The 19,294-nt window shown below is 59.2% G+C and carries 16 protein-coding genes; 8 read left to right on the forward strand and 8 right to left on the reverse strand.

The features are described from left to right. Positions 1-621: 621 nt before the first annotated feature. From mnmE to rpmH, 5 genes are all read right to left on the reverse strand, one after another. Positions 622-1,992, reverse strand: coding sequence for a tRNA uridine-5-carboxymethylaminomethyl(34) synthesis GTPase MnmE (gene mnmE / locus ACF8FG_RS08880; protein ID WP_010951424.1), 1,371 nt, complete (start codon positions 1,990-1,992; stop codon positions 622-624). An 88-nt stretch (positions 1,993-2,080) separates the two neighbouring features. Beyond that, positions 2,081-3,763, reverse strand: coding sequence for a membrane protein insertase YidC (gene yidC / locus ACF8FG_RS08885; protein WP_010951425.1), 1,683 nt, complete (start codon positions 3,761-3,763; stop codon positions 2,081-2,083). Between the two features lie 2 nt (positions 3,764-3,765). Then, entirely contained in the window at positions 3,766-4,011 is a 246-nt protein-coding gene (yidD, locus tag ACF8FG_RS08890) for a membrane protein insertion efficiency factor YidD (RefSeq protein ID WP_003253169.1), read from the reverse strand. Next, positions 4,004-4,408: a ribonuclease P protein component gene (gene rnpA / locus ACF8FG_RS08895; protein ID WP_003253166.1), complete on the reverse strand. Its 405-nt coding sequence runs from the start codon at positions 4,406-4,408 to the stop codon at positions 4,004-4,006. The genes yidD and rnpA overlap by 8 nt, the downstream gene beginning before the upstream one ends. Positions 4,409-4,421: 13 nt before the next feature. Continuing rightward, a complete protein-coding gene (gene rpmH / locus ACF8FG_RS08900; protein ID WP_003253163.1) occupies positions 4,422-4,556 on the reverse strand; it encodes a 50S ribosomal protein L34 in 135 nt (44 codons plus the stop codon). A gap of 595 nt (positions 4,557-5,151) precedes the next feature. Between rpmH and dnaA the strand changes: the two genes are divergently transcribed. From dnaA to gyrB, 4 genes are read left to right on the forward strand one after another with little or no spacing between them, the layout of a single operon-like run. Further along, positions 5,152-6,672: a chromosomal replication initiator protein DnaA gene (gene dnaA, locus ACF8FG_RS08905; RefSeq protein WP_019436534.1), complete on the forward strand. Its 1,521-nt coding sequence runs from the start codon at positions 5,152-5,154 to the stop codon at positions 6,670-6,672. A gap of 40 nt (positions 6,673-6,712) precedes the next feature. After that, positions 6,713-7,816, forward strand: coding sequence for a DNA polymerase III subunit beta (gene dnaN / locus ACF8FG_RS08910; protein WP_003253156.1), 1,104 nt, complete (start codon positions 6,713-6,715; stop codon positions 7,814-7,816). A gap of 15 nt (positions 7,817-7,831) precedes the next feature. After that, positions 7,832-8,935 carry a DNA replication/repair protein RecF gene (recF, locus tag ACF8FG_RS08915; protein WP_014589201.1) on the forward strand — a complete coding sequence of 368 codons (1,104 nt, stop codon included), beginning with the start codon at positions 7,832-7,834 and terminating at the stop codon, positions 8,933-8,935. A 4-nt stretch (positions 8,936-8,939) separates the two neighbouring features. Then, positions 8,940-11,360, forward strand: coding sequence for a DNA topoisomerase (ATP-hydrolyzing) subunit B (gene gyrB, locus ACF8FG_RS08920; protein ID WP_003253152.1), 2,421 nt, complete (start codon positions 8,940-8,942; stop codon positions 11,358-11,360). Positions 11,361-11,424: 64 nt separating this feature from the next. Here the strand turns inward: gyrB and ACF8FG_RS08925 are convergent, their stop codons facing one another. Both ACF8FG_RS08925 and ACF8FG_RS08930 read right to left on the reverse strand, forming a co-directional pair. Continuing rightward, the gene (locus ACF8FG_RS08925) at positions 11,425-11,832 is read right to left on the reverse strand and encodes an RcnB family protein (RefSeq protein ID WP_019438064.1); all 408 of its coding nucleotides are present in this window, start codon (positions 11,830-11,832) and stop codon (positions 11,425-11,427) included. Between the two features lie 130 nt (positions 11,833-11,962). Further along, complete coding sequence (locus tag ACF8FG_RS08930; protein WP_014589203.1) at positions 11,963-13,255, reverse strand: sigma-54-dependent Fis family transcriptional regulator; 1,293 nt, start codon at positions 13,253-13,255, stop codon at positions 11,963-11,965. A gap of 222 nt (positions 13,256-13,477) precedes the next feature. Between ACF8FG_RS08930 and ACF8FG_RS08935 the strand changes: the two genes are divergently transcribed. The 3 genes from ACF8FG_RS08935 to ACF8FG_RS08945 are packed head-to-tail and all read left to right on the forward strand — an operon-like array spanning position 13,478 to position 16,486. Continuing rightward, positions 13,478-14,362, forward strand: coding sequence for an MBL fold metallo-hydrolase (locus ACF8FG_RS08935; RefSeq protein WP_010951461.1), 885 nt, complete (start codon positions 13,478-13,480; stop codon positions 14,360-14,362). Between the two features lie 40 nt (positions 14,363-14,402). Continuing rightward, entirely contained in the window at positions 14,403-15,671 is a 1,269-nt protein-coding gene (locus tag ACF8FG_RS08940; protein WP_014589205.1) for an FAD/NAD(P)-binding oxidoreductase, read from the forward strand. After that, positions 15,668-16,486, forward strand: a complete 819-nt coding sequence (locus ACF8FG_RS08945) for a sulfite exporter TauE/SafE family protein (protein WP_014589206.1) — start codon at positions 15,668-15,670, stop codon at positions 16,484-16,486. Before ACF8FG_RS08940 ends, ACF8FG_RS08945 begins: the two co-directional genes overlap by 4 nt. Here ACF8FG_RS08945 and ACF8FG_RS08950 read toward each other — a convergent pair. Continuing rightward, a complete protein-coding gene (locus tag ACF8FG_RS08950; protein ID WP_053867749.1) occupies positions 16,475-17,362 on the reverse strand; it encodes a LysR family transcriptional regulator in 888 nt (295 codons plus the stop codon). The genes ACF8FG_RS08945 and ACF8FG_RS08950 overlap by 12 nt on opposite strands. 234 nt (positions 17,363-17,596) lie before the next feature. On the opposite strand from ACF8FG_RS08950, the gene ACF8FG_RS08955 reads away from it, so the two are divergent. Next, a complete protein-coding gene (locus ACF8FG_RS08955) occupies positions 17,597-19,243 on the forward strand; it encodes a GMC family oxidoreductase (protein ID WP_014589208.1) in 1,647 nt (548 codons plus the stop codon). Positions 19,244-19,294 lie beyond the last annotated feature (51 nt).

The following is a 19,294-nucleotide window of genomic DNA, read 5'->3' on the forward strand; positions in this document are numbered from 1 at the left end:
TGCCTGTTTTTGCGAATAGAGAAGGTAAGCGGACAAGTATAGGGACTTCACCCCCAGTAAAGAAACCGTCTGAGCAAATTTTGACCAGTCTGTGGATGAGTGGCAAACAACAGAAATCAGAGAGAAGAAATTTAAAAAGCTTTGTTTTTATGTTTATTCTTATGCACAGCGACTTCTGTGGATAAAGTCATGTATCCCAATAATGGCGCTATGTAGAGAGAAATTAAACCCTGTGTCTGGAGTGCCATGAGGGCTCTGGATAACGTCATTTAGCCTGTGGATTAAATGCTTCTTTACCCACAGGTGGGTTTTTCCTCAGAAAAAAAGCCCGCTTATCAACTGAGCTGAAGGCGACTTTTCCACAGGGCTCCTGAGCACAGTTTTTAAGCCGAGCATGGAAAATTCATCGCGCTGGCGGCCAGACATGGTCAGGTTGGAGCGGTCGAGCCCGCGAAAGGGTCGGTACATCCACAGAGATCTGGTGCTTGTAAGGGCTTCTCGCGGGCCCGCCCGCTCCCACAGGTGCTTGGGTCATCGGCCTGTATTCATCTTCTGCAACGAATTTCAGGCAAAAAAAAGCCGCCCCCTAAGGAGCGGCGCTTGGCCTTGCCTGGCTGTGGATTACTTGCCGATGCAGAAGCTGGAGAAAATCCGCCCAAGCAGGTCATCCGAGCTGAATGCTCCTGTGATCTCCCCCAGCGCATGCTGTGCCTGGCGTAAGTCCTCAGCCAGAAGCTCTCCCGCGCCCGCCAAGGTCAATTGAGCACGGCCGTGCTCCAGGTGCTCGCTGGCCTGGCGCAAGGCATCCAGATGGCGCCTGCGGGCGCTGAAGCCACTCTCCGCAGTCTGCTCGTAACCCATACAGCCCTTCAGATGGTCGCGGAGCAGCTGCAGCCCTGTATCGTCGCCCTTGGCGCTCAGGGTAATGGTCACATGGCCGTCATCGCACTGTTCCAGCGCTACCCGCTCACCACTCAGGTCGGCCTTGTTGCGAATCAGCGTGACCTTGGCCGGGTCCGGCCGCTGAGCGAGAAACTCCGGCCACAAAGCGAACGGGTCGCTGGCCTCGGGCGCAGTGGAGTCGACTACCAGCAGCACGCGGTCTGCCTCGCCAATGGCCTTCAGGGCGCGTTCCACACCGATCTTTTCCACATGGTCATCGGTATCGCGCAAGCCGGCAGTATCGACAACGTGCAGCGGCATGCCGTCGATGTGGATATGTTCGCGCAGGATATCCCGCGTAGTGCCGGCGATGTCAGTGACGATGGCAGCTTCCCGACCGGCCAGCTGGTTCAGCAAGCTCGATTTACCGGCATTCGGCCGGCCGGCAATGACTACCGTCATGCCGTCACGCAGCAAGGCGCCCTGCCCGGCCTCGCGCTGCACAGTGGATAACTCGCTACGCACGGCATCAAGCATCGACAGCACGTGGCCATCGGCGAGGAAGTCGATCTCTTCCTCAGGAAAATCGATCGCCGCCTCGACGTAAATACGCAGGGCAATCAACGCCTCGGTGAGGCTGTGCACACGCCTGGAGAATTCCCCTTGCAGCGAGCGCAGGGCGTTGCGCGCTGCCTGGCTGGAACTGGCCTCAATCAGGTCGGCGATGGCTTCAGCCTGCGCCAGGTCGAGCTTGTCGTTGAGGAAGGCGCGCTCGCTGAACTCGCCCGGGCGGGCCAGACGACAGCCGACTTGTACACAGCGCTGCAGCAGCATGTCCAAGACCACGGGGCCACCGTGTCCCTGCAGTTCAAGCACGTCCTCGCCAGTGAACGAATTAGGCCCAGGAAAGAACAGAGCAATCCCTTCGTCCAGCACCAGCCCTTCATCGTCGCGAAACGGACCGTAATGGGCATGCCGCGGGGTCAGGGTGCGGCCAGTGATCAACAGGCCGGCCTTGGCAGCCAAGGGGCCGGACAACCTGACAATTCCCACACCGCCCCGGCCCTGGGCCGTGGCGATGGCGGCGATGGTTTCACGCACAGTGTTCATGCTCGAAAGCCTCTACGACAAAAACGACAGATAGCAAAAACGCCCCACTAGGGGGCGTTTTTTATTCACAGGCTAGCGTATTAGCCCGTCAAGCAGCAGCTTTTTTGGTAGCTGCTTCGATACGGCGAGTGATGTACCACTGCTGCGAAATCGACAGGCAGTTGTTCACAACCCAGTACAGCACCAGACCGGCAGGGAACCACAGGAAGAAGAAGGTGAAGATGATTGGCATCATTTTCATTACCTTGGCTTGCATCGGATCCGGCGGAGTCGGGTTCAGGCGCTGCTGGATGAACATGGTGGCGCCCATGATGATCGGCAGGATGAAGAACGGATCCTTGATCGACAGGTCGGTAATCCACAGGATCCATGGGGCCTGGCGCATTTCCACGCTTTCCAGCAATACCCAGTACAGGGCCAGGAATACCGGCATCTGCACCAGGATCGGCAGGCAGCCGCCCAGTGGGTTGATCTTCTCTTTCTTGTAAAGCTCCATCATCGCCTGGGACATCTTCTGGCGATCGTCACCGAAGCGTTCCTTGAGTGCAGCGAGCTTAGGTGCAACGGCACGCATACGCGCCATGGAGCGGTAGCTGGCAGCCGACAGTGGGAAGAACAGGCCTTTGATCAACATGGTCAGCACGATGATCGACCAGCCCCAGTTACCCAGCAGGCTGTGGATATGTTGCAGCAGCCAGAAGATCGGCTGGGCGATGAACCACAGGAAGCCGTAGTCGACGGTCAATTCCAGGCCTGGGGACAACTCTTTCAGCTTGGACTGGATCTTCGGGCCGGCGTACAGCAGGGCACTGGTTTCGACCTTGCCGCCAGCCGGTACGCTGATAACCGGGCCGGTGTAGCCGATGATGTAGTTGCCCTGGCTATCCTTGCGGGTCTGGACAACGTTGTTGTCCGACTTGGCCGGAATCCAGGCGGTCACGAAGTAGTGCTGCAGCCAGGCAACCCAGCCGCCGGACACATTTTCTTTCAAACTACCTTTGTCGATGTCCTTCATCGAGACCTTTTTGTAAGGCTCAGAAGCTGTCCACAGGGCAGCACCCAGGTAGGTAGCGGTGCCGGTGGCAGTACTGGAGGACGGATCGCCGCTGGCATCACGCTTGAGCTGGGCAAACATGTTGCCGTTCCAGGCCTGGCCGCTCTGGTTGTCGATCAGGTAGCTGACATTCAGGTCGTACTCACCGCGCTTGAAGCTGAAACGCTTGATGTAGTTGACACCGTTGTCACTGAACTTCAGGTCTACCACCAGTTGTTCCTGGCCATCGGCCAGCTGGTAGCTCTTCTGCTCGGCGGCATACAGGGGCCGGCCGCTGGCGCGGGCATCCGGGCCGTCGGTGCCGGTCAGACCGCTTTGTGCCAAGTAAACACGCTCACCACCGTTGTCGAACAACTGGAATGGAATGTTCGGGTGGTCTTGACGGCGTGGGTACTTCGGCAGGTTCAGCTGGACGATGTCACCACCGACCGGATCGATAGCCAGTTCCAGAACGTCGGTCTTGACTCGGATCAGGTCCTTGCTGAGTGCGACCGGTGCCAGTTCGGCAGGGCTCGATTCGGCGTTGGCGCTCGGTACATCGGCGCTGGCACCGTTGTTACCGGCCGGCACGCCATCGGGCAAGCCCGGAGCAACAGTGCTGGCAGCAGTATTCTGAGTCGGCAGGGCAGCCTGGCCGTAGTCATCGTTCCACTTCAGGACCATGACGTAGGACACGACTGCCAGCGCGGCGATCAGGATCGTGCGTTTAATATCCATGATTACTCGGCTATCGAAGAAGTTCGGGAGGAAGGAGCGGGTGGAACGGGGTCGAAACCGCCGTCATTCCACGGATGACAACGCCCCAGGCGACGAACGGCCAGCCACCCACCACGCCAGATGCCATGGTTTTCGATGGCTTCATACGCGTAACAGGAGCAACTGGGGAAAAACCGACAGTGGTTGGCCATCAGAGGACTAATGGCGTAACGGTAAAACTGGATCGGAACGAGTGCCAGTTTACGCATCTTGGCTGTCTACCCCTGCGGAATTGGCGGTGACTGCTGGTGTTGGCCGGCTGCGCGCCAGGCGTTTCCAGAGCTTGCCAAAGTGTTGGTGCAATTCCGGGTTTTCTATCTCACCCAATCCCTTGCGCGCGACGATCACGATGTCCAGGCCGGCAAGCAATTGCTGGTTCAGACGAAAGGAATCGCGCATCAAGCGCTTGAGGCGGTTGCGTTGAACGGCGAGCTTGACACTCTTCTTGCCGATTACCAAGCCAAGGCGTGGGTGATCGAGGCCGTTCTCGCGAGCAAGGATCAGCAGGTTTTTCCCTGGAACCTTGCCGGTTGGGGAGTCGAAGACCGCTTTGAAATGCCGGGGTGTAAGCAGTCGCTTTTCCCGACTGAAGTCCTGACTCACCACCTGTGCCGAAAAATCAAATGGCCAGACGCTTACGGCCTTTGGCACGACGACGCGACAGAACAGCACGGCCGTTCTTGGTAGCCATACGGGCACGGAAACCGTGGGTGCGGGCGCGCTTGATGGTGCTTGGTTGGAAAGTACGTTTCATGGCGTGTTACCTGGTTTGTCGACGACGGGCCGGGATGGCCCCCTTTTTAAGAGACCGGCGATTCTAGAGAAAGCAAGCCCATAGGTCAATTTCCAACCAGTCTTTCCATATAGAGCATGTGATGGACGGTGCCTGTTGATCAGTGCCCAAGGGGTGCTTGATCGGACACACGGATCGGGGACAACATGAAAAAAAAGAAGAGACATATAAAAAGCTTTTTTGAAGAACTTATAACTCTTAAGTGGATAACCTTCTGTGGATAACCTGCGCCGGCCCATGAATTACGGGGTGTACAGAGTTTTACAACTTTGTTCTGATCCCGTGCTGCGCTTGTTCCCATCGTGAGCGAAAGCTGTGGATGAAAACACCAGTTATCCACAGTAGACTTATCAACAGGCTAAGGGGTGGGGTTGTGCATAGCCCTCATGGTCGTTTATCCACAGGGCTTATTCACAGAGGCGAAAAGCCGTTTTGGTCGATAAATGGCTGTTTTGTCGTGGTTCCTAACGTGTCCACATGTGGATAACTGAACGCTCGACCGGTACAATGGCGGTTTGTTTTTGCCTCATCCGGCTTTCAAACTCAGGGGATATCCGTGTCAGTGGAACTTTGGCAGCAGTGCGTGGAGCTTCTGCGCGATGAACTGCCTGCCCAGCAATTCAACACCTGGATCCGTCCGCTACAGGTCGAAGCCGAAGGCGACGAGTTGCGCGTCTATGCGCCTAACCGTTTCGTTCTCGATTGGGTCAATGAAAAGTACCTGGGTCGCTTGCTCGAGCTGTTGGGTGAGAACGGTAGCGGCATTGCACCAGCCCTTTCCTTATTAATAGGTAGCCGTCGCAGCTCGGCCCCAAGGGCTGCGCCCAACGCGCCAGTCAGCGCTGCCGTTGCGGCTTCGCTGGCGCAGACTCAGGCACACAAGACGGCCCCGGCAGCAGCGGTTGAACCCGTTGCCGTGACTGCAGCCGAGCCTGTACTGGTCGAGACGTCTTCGCGTGACAGCTTTGATGCCATGGCCGAGCCCGCTGCGGCGCCGCCCAGTGGTGGTGGCCGGGCTGAACAGCGCACCGTGCAGGTTGAAGGTGCGCTCAAGCACACCAGTTACCTGAACCGGACCTTTACCTTTGACACCTTCGTCGAAGGTAAGTCGAACCAGCTCGCCCGCGCGGCTGCCTGGCAGGTTGCAGACAACCCTAAGCATGGCTACAACCCACTGTTCCTTTATGGCGGTGTGGGTTTGGGTAAAACTCACCTTATGCATGCTGTGGGTAACCATCTGCTGAAGAAGAATCCGAACGCCAAGGTGGTGTACCTGCATTCGGAGCGTTTCGTCGCGGACATGGTCAAAGCGCTGCAACTCAATGCCATCAACGAATTCAAGCGCTTCTACCGCTCGGTGGACGCGTTGTTGATCGACGATATCCAGTTCTTCGCTCGCAAAGAGCGCTCACAGGAAGAGTTTTTCCACACCTTCAACGCCTTGCTTGAGGGCGGCCAGCAGGTAATCCTTACCTCTGACCGCTATCCCAAGGAAATCGAAGGCCTGGAAGAGCGTCTGAAGTCGCGCTTTGGTTGGGGCCTGACGGTGGCTGTCGAGCCACCAGAGCTGGAGACCCGCGTAGCGATCCTGATGAAGAAGGCCGACCAGGCCAAAGTCGAGCTCCCGCATGACGCAGCCTTTTTCATCGCTCAGCGCATCCGGTCCAACGTCCGTGAGCTGGAAGGTGCACTGAAGCGGGTTATCGCTCACTCGCACTTCATGGGGCGTGACATCACCATCGAGCTGATTCGTGAATCGCTCAAGGATCTGTTGGCGCTGCAAGACAAACTGGTCAGTGTGGATAACATTCAGCGTACCGTCGCTGAGTACTACAAGATCAAGATCTCCGATCTGTTGTCCAAGCGTCGTTCGCGTTCTGTCGCGCGCCCGCGTCAGGTAGCCATGGCCCTGTCCAAGGAGTTGACCAACCACAGTCTGCCGGAAATCGGCGACATGTTCGGTGGTCGCGACCATACGACCGTGCTGCACGCCTGCCGCAAAATCAATGAACTGAAGGAATCCGACGCGGACATCCGCGAGGACTACAAGAACCTGCTGCGGACGCTGACGACCTGATGGCCGTCTGCGCAGCTAATTGAAGGCAAGGGACTAGACCATGCATTTCACCATTCAACGCGAAGCCCTGTTGAAACCCCTGCAACTGGTCGCCGGTGTCGTCGAGCGCCGTCAGACCTTGCCGGTCCTGTCCAACGTATTGCTGGTCGTACAAGGCCAGCAACTGTCGTTGACCGGTACCGACCTGGAAGTCGAGCTGGTAGGCCGCGTGCAACTGGAAGAGCCGGCCGAGCCTGGCGAGATCACTGTTCCGGCGCGCAAGCTGATGGACATCTGCAAAAGCCTGCCTAACGACGCCCTGATCGATATCAAGGTCGATGAGCAGAAATTGTTGGTAAAGGCCGGCCGCAGCCGCTTCACCCTGTCGACCCTGCCTGCCAATGACTTCCCGACTGTGGAAGAAGGCCCGGGTTCGCTGACCTGCAACCTGGAGCAGAGCAAGCTGCGCCGCCTGATCGAGCGTACCAGCTTCGCCATGGCCCAACAGGATGTGCGCTATTACCTCAACGGCATGCTGCTTGAGGTTTCCCGCAACACGTTGCGCGCCGTATCCACCGATGGTCACCGCCTGGCGCTTTGCTCGATGAGTGCGCCGATCGAGCAGGAGGATCGACACCAGGTTATCGTGCCGCGTAAAGGTATCCTGGAGTTGGCGCGCCTGCTGACCGATCCTGAAGGTATGGTCAGCATCGTGCTGGGCCAGCATCACATCCGCGCCACTACTGGCGAGTTCACCTTTACCTCCAAGCTGGTGGACGGCAAATTCCCTGACTACGAGCGCGTACTGCCCAAAGGCGGTGACAAGCTGGTCGTTGGAGACCGCCAGGCGCTGCGTGAAGCTTTCAGCCGTACTGCGATTCTTTCCAACGAGAAGTACCGCGGTATTCGCCTGCAGCTGGCAGCCGGTCAACTGAAGATCCAGGCTAACAACCCCGAGCAGGAAGAAGCTGAAGAAGAAATCAGCGTGGACTACGAAGGTAGCTCGCTGGAGATTGGTTTCAACGTCAGCTACTTGCTAGACGTGCTGGGCGTGATGACTACTGAGCAAGTTCGTCTGATTTTGTCCGATTCAAACAGCAGTGCGCTGCTGCAGGAAGCTGGCAATGACGATTCTTCCTACGTTGTCATGCCGATGCGACTGTAAGCTGTAGCAGGCGAAATGTCCCTTCGACGTATCATGGTCACCGCGGTGCGCAACTTGCACCCGGTGACACTCCTACCCTCCCCCCGCATCAACATCCTTTACGGCGCCAACGGCAGCGGCAAGACCAGCGTGCTAGAAGCCGTGCATTTGCTCGGGCTGGCCCGTTCATTTCGCAGCACTCGCCTGAATCCGGTTATTCAGTACGAACAGGCTGCCTGTACTGTGTTCGGTGAGGTTCAGCTGACGGAGGGTGGTACGAGCAACCTGGGGGTGTCCCGCGAGCGGCAAGGGGAGTTTACTATTCGCATTGATGGGCAGAATGCGCGCAGCGCCGCGCAATTGGCTGAGTTACTGCCGCTTCAGCTCATCAACCCAGACAGTTTCCGGCTGCTGGAAGGTGCCCCAAAAATACGCCGCCAGTTTCTGGACTGGGGAGTGTTCCACGTGGAACCTCGTTTTCTGCCAGCCTGGCAACGCCTTCAGAAGGCGCTGCGGCAGCGGAACTCATGGTTGCGTCATGGTACACTTGACCCAGCTTCGCAAGCCGCCTGGGACCGGGAATTGTGCCTGGCTAGCGCGGAAATAGATGAATACCGTCGCAACTACATCAAGGCCTTGAAGCCCGTCTTCGAGCGAACCCTGAGCGAACTGGTCGAGCTGGACGGGTTGACCCTGAGCTACTACCGAGGTTGGGACAAGGACCGGGAACTGCAAGAAGTACTCGCCTCCTCCCTCCTTCGCGATCAGCAGATGGGCCATACCCAAGCCGGTCCGCAGCGTGCTGATCTGCGTTTGCGGTTGGCTGGCAACAACGCAGCCGACATCTTGTCGCGTGGTCAGCAAAAGTTGGTGGTATGCGCATTGCGCATTGCCCAAGGCCACCTCGTTAGTCAGGCTCGCCGCGGTCACTGTATTTATCTCGTGGATGACTTGCCGTCCGAACTGGATGACCAGCATCGCCGCGCACTATGCCGCTTGCTTGAAGAATTACACTGCCAGGTGTTCATCACCTGTGTAGATCACGAATTACTGAGGGAAGGCTGGCAGACGGAAACGCCAGTTGCTTTGTTCCACGTGGAACAAGGCCGTATCACCCAGACCCACGACCATCGGGAGTGAAGGCATGAGCGAAAATCAAACGTACGACTCCTCCAGCATCAAAGTGCTGAAAGGTTTGGATGCCGTACGCAAGCGTCCCGGCATGTACATTGGCGACACCGATGATGGTAGTGGCCTGCACCACATGGTCTTCGAAGTGGTCGACAACTCGATCGACGAAGCCCTCGCCGGTCACTGCGATGACATCACTGTCATCATCCACCCGGACGAATCTATCAGTGTGCGCGACAACGGTCGCGGCATTCCGGTCGATGTGCATAAGGAAGAAGGCGTTTCCGCAGCCGAGGTCATCATGACTGTGCTGCACGCCGGCGGTAAGTTCGACGACAACTCCTACAAAGTATCTGGCGGTCTGCACGGTGTCGGTGTGTCGGTTGTGAACGCCCTGTCCGAGAAGCTGGTTCTGACCGTTCGCCGTAGCGGCAAGATCTGGGAACAGACTTACGTTCACGGTGTTCCACAAGCGCCCATGGCGGTTGTCGGTGACAGTGAAACCACGGGTACCCACATCCACTTCAAGCCATCGGCTGAAACCTTCAAGAACATTCACTTCAGCTGGGACATCCTGGCCAAGCGCATCCGCGAGCTGTCGTTCCTCAACTCGGGCGTTGGCATTCTGCTGAAGGATGAGCGCAGCGGTAAGGAAGAGTTCTTCAAGTACGAAGGCGGTCTGCGTGCGTTCGTCGAGTACTTGAACACCAACAAGACGCCGGTCAACTCCCAGGTGTTCCACTTCAACGTTCAGCGTGACGATGGCGTGGGTGTTGAAGTCGCCCTGCAATGGAACGACAGCTTCAACGAAAACCTGCTGTGCTTTACCAACAATATTCCGCAGCGTGATGGCGGTACCCACCTGGTGGGTTTCCGTTCCTCGCTGACCCGTAGCCTTAACAGCTACATCGAGCAGGAAGGCCTGGCCAAGAAGAACAAGGTGGCAACCACTGGCGACGACGCCCGTGAAGGCCTGACCGCAATCATCTCGGTTAAGGTACCGGACCCGAAGTTCAGCTCGCAGACCAAGGACAAGCTGGTCTCCTCGGAGGTGAAAACCGCCGTGGAGCAAGAGATGAACAAGTACTTCGCCGATTTCCTCCTGGAAAACCCGAACGAGGCGAAGGCCGTCGTTGGCAAGATGATCGACGCGGCTCGCGCTCGTGAAGCTGCACGTAAAGCTCGTGAGATGACCCGCCGTAAAGGTGCGCTGGATATCGCGGGTCTGCCGGGCAAACTGGCGGACTGCCAAGAGAAGGATCCTGCTCTCTCCGAACTGTACCTGGTGGAGGGTGACTCTGCGGGTGGCTCGGCCAAGCAAGGTCGCAACCGTCGTACCCAGGCGATCTTGCCGCTGAAGGGTAAAATCCTCAACGTCGAGAAAGCGCGCTTCGACAAGATGATTTCGTCCCAGGAAGTGGGCACGCTGATCACTGCGCTGGGCTGTGGTATCGGCCGTGAAGAGTACAACATCGACAAACTGCGTTATCACAACATCATCATCATGACCGATGCTGACGTTGACGGTTCGCACATCCGTACGCTGCTGCTGACCTTCTTCTTCCGTCAGCTGCCGGAGCTGGTCGAGCGTGGCTACATCTATATTGCCCAGCCGCCGCTGTACAAGGTGAAACGAGGCAAGCAGGAGCAGTACATCAAGGACGATGAGGCCATGGAAGAGTACATGACCCAATCGGCGCTGGAAGATGCCAGCCTGCACCTGGACGAATCGGCACCTGCAGTTTCCGGTGTGCAGCTGGAAGCGTTGGTGAATGAGTTCCGTAGTGTCATGAAGACTCTCAAGCGCCTGTCGCGCTTGTACCCGGAAGAGCTGACTGAGCACTTCGTCTACCTGCCTGAGGTGACCCTGGAGCAGTTGGGTGACCACGCAGTGATGCAGGCCTGGCTGGCCCAGTTCCAGGCGCGTCTGAACTCCAGCCAGAAGTCTGGCCTGGCTTACAACGCCAGCCTGCGTGAAGACAAAGAGCGCAACGTGTGGCTGCCTGAAGTGGAAATTACCTCCCACGGTCTGGCCAGCTACATCACGTTCAACCGCGATTTCTTCGGCAGCAATGACTACCGTACCGTAGTCAACATTGGTGCCAAGCTTTCGAGCCTGTTGGGTGAAGGTGCGTACGTGCAGCGCGGTGAACGCCGCAAGGCAATCGTCGAGTTCAAAGAGGGCCTGGATTGGCTGATGAACGAGACCACCAAGCGCCATACGATTCAGCGATACAAAGGGCTGGGTGAGATGAACCCGGACCAGCTGTGGGAAACCACCATGGACCCGACCGTTCGCCGTATGCTCAAGGTCACGATCGAAGATGCCATCGCCGCTGACCAGATCTTCAACACCCTGATGGGTGATGCGGTCGAGCCGCGTCGTGACTTCATCGAAAGTAACGCGCTGTCGGTGTCGAACCTGGACTTCTGACCAGGTGTAATTCGCCACACACTAAGAAGCCCGCTGATGCGGGCTTTTTAGTGCCTGCAAACAATCAGTAGCCGGCCAGAATGTTCACGATCACACCGCTGGCAATGGCCACCAGCACATAGTCGCCATTCACATACAGCCAACGATGATCACGAGGTGGCGCATACAGGTGGCGCGCTTGCCAGTCAGTTACCCAGTAACGATCACCACGGTAATGTGGATCAACGGCATGACCACGCTGCCACTGCTTATGAGGTATCGGCATGCCTTGTTGTGGGCGGAAGTTTGGATCACGGTAAGCAGGTCCGCGGCCATTGTCATGTCGGCCCTGGTGCTGTGGTTGACCATGTGGCGGGTTGCCTTGGTGCGATGGGCCGCCATCATGCCGATCAGGCGGGCCCGGTTGCGCGAAGCTTGCCAGCGGTGTGCTGAGCATGAGCGCGGCGCAGATCACGGTTAGGGCTTTCTTCATTTGATGCGGTCCTCTGCCTGTTAATCGCCTGGCAAGTATTGATTGCCAGTTTCGGTTAACTGATCAGACCACGATTTTTCCCTTTCAATGTCAGGGCGCAGGTAAAGGTCCGGTAAAGTCTGGCGTTCTTTCAGTTCAGCCCGAGCGCTTTCAAGCGGCGATACAGCGTGCGTTCACTCATGCCAAGATGACTGGCCAGTTCACTGCGCGAGCCTTTGAACAGCTCCAGCGCCTGCGCCAGCTCACCCAAGTCATTGCGACGGCCGCTTCCTTTAGGCGCGCCAGTCAGCCCAGTGTCTTCCGGTAAATGCTCCGGCCTGATCACACCGTCATCGGCAAACAAACGCGCGCGTTCCAGAATGTTGCGCAGCTCGCGGATATTGCCCGGAAACGGATGCAATGCAAGTTGCTGCAAGGCGTCTTCACTCAGCCTGGGCGTCGGCTGGCCCACCATGCGCTGCAGCAGGCTTTGTGCGAGCAGCGGCAGATCCTCCACCCGTTCGCGCAATGCAGGCAGACGAATCGGGAAGCCACTGATGCGGTAATACAGGTCTTCACGGAAGGAGCCATCCGCGACCATTTGTTTAAGTGGTTTATGGGTGGCCGATATCAGGCGGAAATCCGAATGCACAGTGCGCAGGCTGCCCACAGGACGGAAACTGCCGGACTCTATCAGGCGCAGCAGCTTCACCTGCATCGCCAGCGGCACTTCACCGATTTCGTCGAGGAACAGGGTGCCGCCATGGGCTGCCTCGGCCAAGCCGATCTTGCGCTGATTCGCCCCGGTGAACGCACCCTTCTCATAGCCGAACAGTTCACTCTCGAACAACGACTCGGTCAGACCGGTGCAGTCCACCACCACCAGTGGGCCGTTGGCCCTGGGGCTGCCCATGTGCACTGCACGGGCGAACAGCTCCTTGCCGGTCCCCGACTCCCCCTGCAACAACACCGGGATCTGCGCCGGTGCCGCACGCTGCAGGCTGGCCAGCGCGGCCTTGAAGGTTGGCGCGCGGCCGACCAACCCTTGCTCCTGAGGCTGCGCCGAGGCGAGGGTAATGGTGGTGAGGCGTTCGACAAAGGCCACTACCTTGCCCTGTTCATCCAGGATCGGCCGCAACTCGACATCCACATGCTCCGGGCCGCGTGGTGTGTGATGAATGTGCAATACCCGTTCCGGTACCTTGCTGTCCCACGCCTTGCGCATCGGGCAATGTTCGCCAGCCTGGTCGCACGGCACAGCGTAGTGATGCGAAACCCTGTGGCACTTCTCGCCCAGTGGGGCCTGATCATGCCGCCCAAACTGACGGCGATAGGCCGCATTGGCGGCGAGGATGTTGTAGTCGGTGTCCAACACGATGGTCGGGAGGGCATCGTGCTCGAGGTAGGAAACCAGAGCTAGGATGAGGGGATGGGCTTCAGGCATGACGGCACCGTATGGATGACCGACGCAGGGTAACAAGGACTGCCAAACACTGCCATTGGCTGTCAGTCGACTGCCATCTGGGCTGCCAGTTTTGACGGCAGCAGTCTGCAACTGGACGGTTTTACTGGCCAGTGAGTGGCAAAAAGCCTGGCATGCATCTTGATAAAGCTCCTGTCACTGCCTACGCCTGTACAAGGCGGGGCGGATAAATTGGAGAACGTGATGATCATCGGCAACAACCTTCACGTGGACGCCTTCTACGACGAGGCGACCTCGACCATCAGCTACCTGGTCATGGACCGTGAAACCCGACAATGCGCATTGATCGACAGCGTGCTGGATTACGACCCCAAGTCCGGGCGCACCTGCAGCGCTTCGGCTGATCGCCTGATCGAGCGTGTGAACGAGCTGAATGCCAGTGTGCGCTGGGTGCTGGAAACCCATGTACACGCCGACCACCTTTCAGCCGCTGCCTACCTGAAGGAAAAGCTGGGCGGCCATACCGCAATTGGCGCGCACATTACCCAGGTGCAGAAAGTGTTTGGCGCCTTGTTCAACGCTGAGCCCGGCTTCGCCCGTGATGGCAGCCAGTTCGATGTGCTGCTCGAAGACGAGGAAGGTTTCCGTATTGGCAACCTGCAGGCCCGTGCGTTGCACACGCCTGGGCACACACCCGCGTGCATGAGTTTCATGATCGAAGATGCTGGCGAGATCGCGGTGTTCGTTGGAGACACCTTGTTCATGCCCGACTATGGCACCGCCCGCTGCGACTTCCCCGGGGCCGATGCCCGCACCTTGTATCGCTCAATCCGTCGCCTGCTGGCTTTCCCCGATCAGACGCGGTTGTTCATGTGCCACGACTACCTGCCAGGTGGCCGTGACATGCAGTACGTCACAACTGTCGCCGAGCAGCGCGCCCACAACATTCACATCCACCAGGGTATCGATGAGGACAGCTTCGTTGCCATGCGCGAAGCCCGCGACAAGACGCTCGAAATGCCTGTGCTGATCCTGCCTTCGGTGCAGGTGAACATGCGTAGCGGCCAGCTACCCCCTCCGGAGGCGAACGGCGTGAGCTATCTGAAGATCCCGCTGAACAAGCTGTAACCGCCCTGCCCCCATAATCAGATTTCCAGGATTTGCCGCCATGCCTGCCTTGTTGTCCCCTGCCAATACCGACCACCACAAGGTGGTCATCGTCGGTGCCGGTGCCGCCGGGATCGCCACTGCTTCCAGCCTGACCAGCCGCGACCCATCGTTGGACGTCGCCTTGATCGACCCTGCCGAAGTGCACTACTACCAACCCGGCTGGACCATGGTCGGTGCCGGTGTGTTCAAGGCACCAAGCACTGCCCGCACCATGGCGTCGACCATTCCTCGCGGTGTGCGCTGGGTCAAGGCGCGGGTAAAGGGATTCGACCCATTGGCCCAGTTGGTCATCCTCGATGATGGTCGCGCCATCAGCTATGAACAGCTGATCGTCTGCCCCGGCCTCAAGCTGGACTGGGCGGCCATCGATGGGCTCAGCGAGACCCTCGGCCGCAACGGTGTCACCTCCAACTATCGCTACGACCTGGCGCCCTATACCTGGGAACTGGTGCAAAAGCTCAAGCAAGGACGCGCGTTGTTCAGCCAGCCGCCCATGCCGATCAAGTGCGCCGGTGCACCACAGAAGGCGCTGTACCTGTCTTGCGACCACTGGCTGCGCCATGGCCATTTGGGGGCGGTGAAAGCCAGCTTCTATAATGCGGGTGCCGTACTGTTCGGTGTCGCGGATTACGTGCCCGCGCTGATGAAGTACATCGAGAAATACGCCGTCGACCTCAACTTCTCCCACAGGTTGGTTGCCGTAGACGGCCCGGGAAAGCGCGCTACATTCTTGCGTACCCTCCCCGATGGCAGCAGCGAAACGCGCATCGAGGCCTTCGACATGCTGCACGTGGTACCGCCACAGGTGGCGCCAGACTTCATTCGCGAAAGCCCCTTGGCTGATAGCTCCGGCTGGGTTGACGTCGATCCGCATACCCTGCGCCATCGCAAATACACCAACGTTCATGCCCTGGGTGACGTGGCTAACACCAGCAATGCCAAGACCGCCGCTGCGGCGCGCAAGCAGGCACCGGTGGTCGCCAACAATGTGCTGGTGGCGCTGGGCAGGCTGGCGACCCTGGCTCAGTACGACGGCTATGGCTCGTGCCCGCTTACCGTCGAGCGCGGCAAGATTGTCCTGGCCGAGTTCACCTATGGCGGCAAGCTGGCACCGAGCTTCCCTAACTGGTTACTGGATGGCCGCAAGCCGACACGCCTGGCCTGGTTGCTCAAGGCACAGGCGCTGCCACCGTTGTACTGGCAAGGCATGCTCAAGGGGCGCGAGTGGTTGGCACGCCCGCAGCTGGTAGCTGAGGGTGGGCAGTGATCGAGCATCAACTGTTAGGGGCGGGCCTGGGCGCAATCATCGGCGCGGTGCTGGCGCTGACCGGCGCAGGCGGTGGCATTCTCGCAGTACCCTTGCTGGTGTTCGGCCTGGGGCTATCGATGGTCGAAGCGGCACCGGTGGGCCTGTTGGCTGTAGGTTTGGCTGCAGCGGTTGGTGCGGTGCTGGGCTTGCGCCAAGGTCTGGTGCGTTATAGGGCTGCGCTGTTCATTGCGTTGGTTGGTGTGGCAGCAGCGCCTTTCGGGCTGATGCTGGCGCACCGCCTGCCGAATGCACCGTTGCAGGTGGTATTCGCCGGCGTGCTGGTTTATGCCTGCCTGCGCATCTGGCGCAAGGCGGCCAAAGAACTGCGTGGCGAAGCCAATGACGCTCATCGCTTTATCGAGCCGTGCGTGCTGAACCCGTTGCAGGGGCGTTTGCGCTGGACCCTGCCCTGCGCGCGCGCACTGGCATTCACGGGTGCCTTGTCCGGGTTGTTGTCCGGCTTGCTGGGCGTGGGTGGGGGCTTCGTTATCATCCCGGCCCTGAACCGCTACACCAACCTGCGCATGGCCAGTATCGTCTCCACCTCGCTGGCAGTGATTGCCCTGGTCTCTACCGGCAGTGTGGTCAGCGCCAGCCTTGCGGGCGTCATGCACTGGCAGGTTGGCGCCCCGTTTGCCGTCGGCGCGGTGCTCGGCCTGCTGCTGGCGCGGCCCTTGGCAGCCAGGTTGGCCGGGCCGCGTCTGCAGCAAATGTTTGCCGTGGCAGGTTGGGCCGCAGCCCTGTTGTTGGCCGGCAAGGCACTACTCGGCTAGCAACTCGCTTTGTTCGGCCGCGCATAACGCCAGCAGGTAGTCCCACACCACCCGCAGGCGCACAGACTTGTGCAGCTCGCGGCGGGTGCAGATCCAGTAGCTGCGCTGGATGGTTTCTCCCGGCAGCACACGCACCAGTGTCGGGTCGTGGCGGGCCATGTAGTTGGGCAGCACGGCGATGCCCAGCCCGGCGCGGGCGGCGGCTTGCTGGGCAATCACGCTGGTGCTGCGAAAGACCACGTTGGGTGCTCGGCAGAAACTGTTGAGAAACAGCAGTTCCTGGCTGAACAGCAAATCGTCAACGTAGCCGATCCAGCTGTGCCGGGCCAGGTCTTCTCGGTGATGCAATGGCGGCGCACGGTCCAGATAGTCCTGGCTGGCGTACAGCGCCAGGCGGTAGTCGGTGAGTTTGCGGGTGATCAGCAGATCGGCGTTGGGTCGCTCCAGATGGATGCTGATTTCTGCCTCGCGGTTGAGGATGCTGACGAAACGCGGGACCGCAACCAGTTCCACCTCCAGGCCGGGGTAGCGCTCGAACAACGCGTTCATGCGTGGGGTGAAGAACATGATGCCGATGCCTTCGGTTACCCCAAGGCGAATCTTGCCCAGCGGGGTGATGGCCTGGGTGATTTCCTCCTGTGCCAGCAGGGCGACGTTCTCCATGGCTTCGGCATGCTTGAGCAGGGCTTGGCCCGAGGGGGTCAGCTCGTACCCCTGGGCATGTTGCACGAACAGCGCGGTCCCCAGGCTCTGCTCGATGCTCTCGATATGCCGGGCCACGGTGCTGTGGGTAGTGTTCAGGCGCTTGGCGGCGGTCAGCAGGCGGCCGCTGCGCTGCAACTCGAGGAAAAAACGCAGATCATTCCAGTCGAACATGCTTGTCCCTTATGGCAGTTCGTTCCGGCCTCTTCACGGGCATGCCCCACAGGTGTGGTCAACACCCTGAAGTTAACGTGATCCCTGAGGTGCGGGCGAGCCCGCGAAGAGGTCGGTACAGGCTTGCCACTGTGCTAAAACGCACAGCGGCTGCGCGAAATCTCGTGTTTCATCCACGAAATTACTCACTAAGATGGATCGGGACAAGAATAAAAAACAGGCGCGAGGTTGCACATGCCATCAGCCGATTCTGTCTTCGACTACGTGGTCGTAGGGGCCGGTCCTGCCGGATGCCTGCTGGCCAATCGTTTGTCCGCCGACCCTTCCTGCCGCGTGCTGCTGCTGGAGGCGGGTGGCCGTGACAATTATCCCTGGATCCATATCCCCGTCGGTTACCTCTACTGCATCGGCAATCCGCGCACAGACTGGTGCTTCAAGACCGAGGCACAGCCTGGGCTCGGCGGTCGCGCTTTGGGTTATCCAAGGGGCAAGGTGCTAGGTGGCTGTTCGTCGATCAACGGCATGATCTACATGCGGGGCCAAGCCGCCGACTATGACCATTGGGCCGCGCAAGGCAACGACGGCTGGGCGTGGAAAGATGTGTTACCGCTGTTCAAGGCCAGCGAAAACCACTTTGCCGGCGCCAGCGAGTACCACGGCGCGGAGGGCGAATGGCGGGTCGAGCGCCAACGCTACAGCTGGCCGATCCTTGATGCTTTCCGTGATGCCGCCGAGCAGAGCGGTATTGGCAAGGTCGACGATTTCAACACCGGCGACAACCAGGGTTGTGGATATTTTCAGGTCAACCAGCGCAGTGGTGTGCGCTGGAACGCTTCCAAAGCTTTCCTGCGGCCGATCAAGGATCGCGCCAACCTCACTGTGCTGACCGGCGTGCAGGTTGATCAGGTACTGCTCGACAACACCCGCGCAAGGGCGGTGAAGGCGCTCTGGCAAGGGGCTTGGCATGAGTTTGCGGCGCGCCGCGAGATCATCCTCTGTGCTGGGGCGGTTGGTTCACCGGGCATCCTCCAGCGCTCCGGCATCGGCCCGCGTCAGTTGCTGGAAAGCTTGGGCATTGGTGTTCGCCACGATATGCCTGGCGTTGGTGGCAACTTGCAGGACCACCTGCAACTGCGCCTGATCTACCAGATCCGCAACACCCGTACCTTGAACCAGATGGCCAACAGCCTGTGGGGCAAGATGGGCATGGGCCTGCGTTACCTCTACGACCGTAGCGGGCCGCTGGCCATGGCGCCGAGCCAGTTAGGCGTGTTCGTGCGTTCAAGCCCCGAACAGGCCACCGCCAACCTTCAGTATCACGTGCAGCCGCTGTCACTGGAACGCTTCGGTGAGCCGTTGCATCAGTTCCCGGCCTTTACGGCCTCGGTGTGCAACCTGCGCCCGGCCAGCCGTGGGCGCATCGACATCTGCAGCACCGACATGAATAGCACGCCGCTGATCGACCCTAATTACCTCAGTGCTGCGCAGGACTTGCGGGTTGCTGCCGATGCCATTCGCCTTACCCGGCGCATCGTCCAGGCCCCTGCCCTCGCCGCTTTCGAGCCCAAGGAATATTTGCCGGGCCCGGCGCTGCAAAGCGAGGAAGAACTGTTCGAGGCCGCTGGCAAGATCGGCACCACCATCTTCCACCCGGTCGGTACCTGTCGCATGGGCAACGGTGCCATGGACGTTGTGGATAACCAGCTGCGCGTGCATGGCATCCCCGGACTTCGCGTGGCTGATGCTTCGATCATGCCGCAGATAACTTCCGGCAATACGTGTTCCCCCACCCTGATGATCGCCGAAAAGGCGGCGCAACTGATCCTCAAAGGAGCTGCTACCCAGACCTACCTGAACGAAGACGCGTTACCGACGCCCTGACCCGGGTGCGTGCAGTACCGGCGGCTTGCGGTCAGAAGTCGCCGACAGTGG

It is taken from the genome of Pseudomonas sp. YQ_6 (genome assembly GCF_043103245.1).
GTDB lineage: Bacteria > Pseudomonadota > Gammaproteobacteria > Pseudomonadales > Pseudomonadaceae > Aquipseudomonas > Aquipseudomonas alloputida.

Bases quoted from the DNA above. Each gene is read 5' to 3' on its own strand.
- mnmE (WP_010951424.1), bottom strand. From the start codon at position 1,992: ATGAACACTGTGCGTGAAACCATCGCCGCCATCGCCACGGCCCAGGGC.
- yidC (WP_010951425.1), bottom strand. From the start codon at position 3,763: ATGGATATTAAACGCACGATCCTGATCGCCGCGCTGGCAGTCGTGTCC.
- yidD (WP_003253169.1), bottom strand. From the start codon at position 4,011: ATGCGTAAACTGGCACTCGTTCCGATCCAGTTTTACCGTTACGCCATT.
- rpmH (WP_003253163.1), bottom strand. From the start codon at position 4,556: ATGAAACGTACTTTCCAACCAAGCACCATCAAGCGCGCCCGCACCCAC.
- dnaN (WP_003253156.1), top strand. From the start codon at position 6,713: ATGCATTTCACCATTCAACGCGAAGCCCTGTTGAAACCCCTGCAACTG.
- recF (WP_014589201.1), top strand. From the start codon at position 7,832: ATGTCCCTTCGACGTATCATGGTCACCGCGGTGCGCAACTTGCACCCG.
- gyrB (WP_003253152.1), top strand. From the start codon at position 8,940: ATGAGCGAAAATCAAACGTACGACTCCTCCAGCATCAAAGTGCTGAAA.
- ACF8FG_RS08925 (WP_019438064.1), bottom strand. From the start codon at position 11,832: ATGAAGAAAGCCCTAACCGTGATCTGCGCCGCGCTCATGCTCAGCACA.
- ACF8FG_RS08930 (WP_014589203.1), bottom strand. From the start codon at position 13,255: ATGCCTGAAGCCCATCCCCTCATCCTAGCTCTGGTTTCCTACCTCGAG.
- ACF8FG_RS08935 (WP_010951461.1), top strand. From the start codon at position 13,478: ATGATCATCGGCAACAACCTTCACGTGGACGCCTTCTACGACGAGGCG.
- ACF8FG_RS08940 (WP_014589205.1), top strand. From the start codon at position 14,403: ATGCCTGCCTTGTTGTCCCCTGCCAATACCGACCACCACAAGGTGGTC.
- ACF8FG_RS08950 (WP_053867749.1), bottom strand. From the start codon at position 17,362: ATGTTCGACTGGAATGATCTGCGTTTTTTCCTCGAGTTGCAGCGCAGC.
- ACF8FG_RS08955 (WP_014589208.1), top strand. From the start codon at position 17,597: ATGCCATCAGCCGATTCTGTCTTCGACTACGTGGTCGTAGGGGCCGGT.